Origin of the sequence: Micromonospora sp. D75 (assembly GCF_018070405.1) — a bacterium.
Classification (GTDB): Bacteria; Actinomycetota; Actinomycetes; order Mycobacteriales; family Micromonosporaceae; genus Micromonospora; species Micromonospora chalcea.
In genome coordinates this window covers 1-4,758 of sequence record NZ_JAGPXV010000481.1, presented here as the reverse complement: position 1 = coordinate 4,758, position 4,758 = coordinate 1, and the positions used below count along the sequence as shown (strand labels likewise).

At 73.8% G+C, this 4,758-nt stretch carries 6 protein-coding genes; 4 read left to right on the top strand and 2 right to left on the bottom strand.

The window, feature by feature from the left end:
• Positions 1-439 (top strand): sensor histidine kinase KdpD (locus KBX39_RS23640; RefSeq protein ID WP_247660502.1); only part of this gene is annotated, 439 nt, incomplete at its 5' end.
• Between the two features lie 2 nt (positions 440-441).
• The gene (locus KBX39_RS23635; protein ID WP_210872558.1) at positions 442-1,980 is read left to right on the top strand and encodes a SpoIIE family protein phosphatase; all 1,539 of its coding nucleotides are present in this window, start codon (positions 442-444) and stop codon (positions 1,978-1,980) included.
• Between the two features lie 306 nt (positions 1,981-2,286).
• Here KBX39_RS23635 and KBX39_RS23630 read toward each other — a convergent pair whose 3' ends face one another.
• Positions 2,287-3,075 carry an AraC family transcriptional regulator gene (locus KBX39_RS23630; protein WP_064448392.1) on the bottom strand — a complete coding sequence of 263 codons (789 nt, stop codon included), beginning with the start codon at positions 3,073-3,075 and terminating at the stop codon, positions 2,287-2,289.
• Positions 3,076-3,106: 31 nt separating this feature from the next.
• Between KBX39_RS23630 and KBX39_RS23625 the strand changes: the two genes are divergently transcribed.
• Positions 3,107-3,673, top strand: coding sequence for a TIGR03086 family metal-binding protein (locus KBX39_RS23625; protein ID WP_210872556.1), 567 nt, complete (start codon positions 3,107-3,109; stop codon positions 3,671-3,673).
• Between the two features lie 85 nt (positions 3,674-3,758).
• Here the strand turns inward: KBX39_RS23625 and KBX39_RS23620 are convergent, their stop codons facing one another.
• The gene (locus KBX39_RS23620; RefSeq protein WP_166455678.1) at positions 3,759-3,902 is read right to left on the bottom strand and encodes a hypothetical protein; all 144 of its coding nucleotides are present in this window, start codon (positions 3,900-3,902) and stop codon (positions 3,759-3,761) included.
• Between the two features lie 22 nt (positions 3,903-3,924).
• On the opposite strand from KBX39_RS23620, the gene KBX39_RS23615 reads away from it, so the two are divergent.
• The coding region (locus tag KBX39_RS23615; protein WP_210872555.1) for a threonine/serine dehydratase at positions 3,925-4,758 on the top strand (834 nt) is incomplete at its 3' end.

Here is a 4,758-nt window from a genome sequence, read left to right as displayed (position 1 = left end):
GCGCGCGGTGTTCGGGCAGCTGCGCGGCACGCTGCGGGCGCTCACCGTCCGCTCCGATGTGGAGCTTGTGGTCGAGGAGCCCCCGGCCCCGGCGACGCTCCGCTCGGACGAGGTGCTGCTCGCCCAGGTGCTGCGCAACCTGCTGCACAACGGCCTGAAGTTCACCGAGCGCGGCGAGGTACGCCTGCGCGCCGAGCGCCGGGGCGAGCAGTGGACGCTGTCGGTCACCGACACCGGCGTCGGCATCCCGCCCGAACTGCACGAGCGGGTCTTCGAGGAGTTCTACCAGGTGCCCGGCACGACGCGGGTCGGTGGCACCGGGCTCGGCCTGCCGTACGCGCGGCGGCTGGTCACGCTGCTCGGCGGGACGCTGGAGCTGACGAGCGAAACCGGCCGGGGCAGCACGTTCACAGTGGTCCTTCCCGCGGGCGGAGCGTGACGGTGGACAGCGGGCCGGTGACCGTGCTGGTGGTCGACGACAGCGGCCCCAAGCGGTACCTGCTGGTGAACTGGCTCACCCGGGCCGGTTTCGTCACCGTGGAGGCGGAGAACGGCACGGAGGCGCTGGACCGGGTGGCCCGTGAGCACGTCGACCTCGTGGTGCTCGACGTGCGGCTGCCCGACATGAGCGGCTTCGAGGTGTGCGAGCGGATCAAGGAGACGCACCCGTACATTCCGGTCATCCACGTCTCCGCCCACGCGGTGGACGTGGTCGACCGGGCGCAGGGTCTCACCCGGGGCGCGGACGCCTACCTGGCCGAGCCGATCGAGCCGGAGGAACTGGTCGCCACCGCGCACGCGGTGCTGCGCTACTACCAGGCCCGGCTGCGTGCCGAGCAGCTCGCCGAGCGGCTCGCCGCGCTCGCCGACGCCACGGTGGAGATGCACGCGACGCCGAACTTCGTCCGGCTGCTGGAGGCGGCAGCGAGCGGCGCGGCGCGGATCTTCAAGGCCCCTGCGGCGGTGGTCGCCGAGACGTTCGACGGGGACTGCCTGGCCGGGGTGGCGGTCGACCCGCACACGCCGGCCCCGATCGTGCCGTGGGTGGTGGACGACACCGGCGTGCCGATCGGCACCCGGGTACGGGTCGACGACCCGGGCAACTGGGCGCTGACGGGCTGGCCGGACGGGGACACGGTGACGGTGGCCGCCTCCCGGCTGCGGGAGGACCGCGCCCCGCTGTACGTGGTGGTGCCGACCGCCACCCAGACCGTCCGTACGCCGGTGCTGGTGCAGCTCGCCCAAGCCGTCGCCTCGGCGGTGGAGGCGCAGCGCTCCTTCGACGAGGAGCACCGGATCGCCGTGACGTTGCAGCGCAGCCTGCTGCCGCAGCGGCTGCCCGACGTCGTGGGCCTGGACCTGGCCGTGCGGTACGAGCCGGCGAGCGCGCAGACCGAGGTGGGCGGCGACTTCTACGAGCTGGTGATGCTCGACGGGCACCTGCTGGTGGCGATCGGTGACGTGGCCGGGCACTCGCTGCACGCGGCCACCGTGATGGCCGAGCTGCGCCACGCGGTACGGGCGTACGCGGTCGAGGGCCATCAGCCCGGGGTGATCCTGGACCGGGTCAACGAGCTGATGCGCAACCTGCTGCCGAATGAGCTGGCCACCATCTGCGTGCTGCTGCTCCAGCCGTCGACCGGGCTGGTCCGGATGGCCAGCGCCGGGCACCTGCCGGCGTTGCTGAGCCGGGACGGCCGGGTCGAGTTCGTGGCGCAGTCCGCGCCGCTGCTCGGGGTACGCGCGCCGCGCCCGCCCGACCTGGAGTTCGTGCTTCCCGCCGGGGCGACGCTCGTGCTCTACACCGACGGGCTGATCGAGCGGCGGGACGCCACCATCGACGACGGCATGGCGGCGCTCGGCGTGGCCGCCGCCCGGGTGGACGACGACCTGGACCAGTTCTGCCAGCGGCTGCTGGTCGAGTTGGCGCCGCCGGAGATCCAGGACGACGTTGCGGTGGTGGCGGTCCGCCGCCGCTGACGCGCGTTCCCGATCACGTACCGTAGCTAAGCTGCCTGTAACGCTGCGTCACGGCCACCGCCGGGCGAGTGAGTGGGCTTGCTGCCGACTTGCTCTGCAGCCATCGGTGCAGCAGGCGCCTGAGCAGGAACTTCCTGTTGACCATGGTTGGCGGCGTCGCACCGCCACCGTCACCGTCGGTGTGCGTTGCGTCAGTGGCTGCAGAGCAAAGTCGGCGCGAGGCGAGGCCCGCCGATCGGGCCGACTGTCACCTTGCGTAACCGCGCGGAGTGAGGGTTGGTCCGCGCTCGGCAGGCCTGGCCCGCGTCACGGCCGCAGGGCCGCCAGCGAGCGGGCGTACGCCGCGGGCGAGACCCCGGCGACGGCGGTGAACTCGCGCACCAGGTGGGCCTGGTCGGCGTACCCCAGATCGGCGGCGACCCGCGACCAGTCCAGCGGCCCGGCGGCGGCCTGTTCGATCGCCTCCTGGAGCCGGTAGCGGCGGATCACCCACTTCGGACCGACGCCCACGTGGTCGAGGAAGAGGCGCTGGAGCCGGCGGACGGAGACGCCGCGCCGCCGGGCGAAGTCGGTCACCCGCAGCACGGTCCGGTCGGCGCGGATCTCCTCGACCAGCGCGGTGGCCTCCGCGGCGAGCGGATCCGCGACCGGCGGCCACGAGGTCAGCAGCTCGTCCAGCCTCGCGCAGCGCTCGTCGTCGGTCCCCGGGCAGATCGGCCCGCCGGGGATCGGCACGCGCCGGCCGGTCAGTTCGGCGACCGGGCGCCGCCAGAACGGCCGGAAGCCGCCCGGGCGGAACTGGACGCCGGAGACCCGGCCGACGCCGTGCAGCGTGACGGCGAACAGGCCGGTGTCGACGCCGGCGATCTCGCCCTGTTCGGGCGCGCCCTCCTGCGCCTGGAAAACCACGTTCACGGTGGGGTGCGGCACCACCCGCTGCTCGAACGGCTCGGTCAGATCCCAGTCGATCAACCAGTAGTGCTCCACCCACCGGCGCAACGCCGGGGCGGCCATCCGGCGCCGGAACCGGACCTGCTGCCGCAGCCGGCCCGGATCGAGGATGCCCCGGTTGTCACGCCGCGGTTCGTGTCGCATTTCTTCAAGACCGCCCTCATACGCTGCCCCTATGAGCACGAAGACTAGTGAGCTGCTCGCCGTCGCGGCGCCGCGTACGGTCGCTGTGGTTCGCGGCATCTCCGACGACCAGCTCGGCCTGCCCACCCCGTGCCCCGACTACACGGTGCGCGACCTGCTCGGGCACCTGTTCGACGTGGTGGTCAACTTCCAGGCGCTGGCCCGCCGGGAAGAGGTCGACTGGTCCGGCAAGACCGATCACCTGACCGAGGGCTGGCGTGACCGGTTCGCGACCGAGACGGCCCGGCTCACCGAGGCCTGGTCCGACCCGGCCGCGCTGGAGGGCGTGTCACCCGGCATGGGGCTACCACAGGAGACCGTCGGGTCGATGGCGCTGATCGACCTCACGGTGCACGGGTGGGACCTGGCCCGGGCCACCGGCCAGGAGCTGACAGTGGATCCGGCCGTGGTGTCGGCCGGGCACGAGTTCATGGACCGGATGGGCGACATGGGGCAGAAGATGGGCGCGTTCGGCCCGCCGGTGCCCACCGAGGCGGCGCCGGCCAGCATGGACGCGCTGCTCGGCCGGGCCGGACGGAACCCGGCCTGGACCCGCTGACGTTGCTTGCTCGCCGGCACGGGGCGGCGAGCGGCACGGACGGCGGCGCCCGCCGGGCCGGGACGGCCGGCGTCCGGCCCGGCGGTCAGCGACCGAGCAGCCCGGCGGAGCCGGCGACGACCAGCCCGATCACCGTCGAACAGCAGCAGACGACGAGCGCGGCGGCCACCACCACGAGGATCAGCCAGGTCGGTCCGCGTCGCGCCGCCGAGGGCTCCTCCGCACTCATGCCGGCAGTCTAGGTTGGTGCGATGGAGCTGATCTCGATCGCCGACATCCGCGCCGCCGCCGAGGACGTGGCCGGTACCGTGCTGCGGACCCCGTTGGTGCCGGTGCTCTGGGACGATCAGCTGTGGCTCAAGCCGGAGAACCTGCAACCGGTGGGGTCGTTCAAGCTGCGCGGCGCCACCCACGCGGTGGCCCGGCTCGATCCCGCGACCCGCGCCCGGGGGGTGGTCACCCACTCGTCGGGAAACCACGGGCAAGCCCTGGCGTACGCGGCCCGCGCCCTCGGCGCGCCCTGCACGGTGGTGGTCCCCGAGGGCGCGCCGGAGGTCAAGGTGGCCCGGATGCGGGCTCTCGGCGCGGACGTACGGCTGGTGCCGCCGGCCCGGCGGCTCGCCGAGGCGGAGCGGATCGTGGCCGGGACCGGCGCGACGCTGGTGCCGCCGTTCGACCACCCGGCGGTCATCGCCGGTCAGGGCACCGTCGGGCTGGAGATCGTCGCCGACCTGCCGGACGTGGACGTGGTGCTGGTGCCGGTGGGCGGCGGCGGGCTCGGCTCGGGCGTGGCCACGGCAGTCAAGGCGCTGCGCCCGTCCGCCGCCGTGATCGGCGTGGAGCCGGCACTGGCCGCCGACGCCCAGGAGTCACTCGCCGCCGGTGAGGTGGTCGTCTGGGACGTCGAACGCACCTACCGGACGTGCGCCGACGGGCTGCGGACCAGCCTGTCCGCGCTGACGCTGGCCCACCTGCGGGACCGGCTCGACGGCATCGTCACGGTCACCGAGGACGAGATCATGGCGGCCACCGGCCGGCTGATCCGGGACGCGCGACTGGTGGCCGAGCCGAGCGGCGCGGTCGCC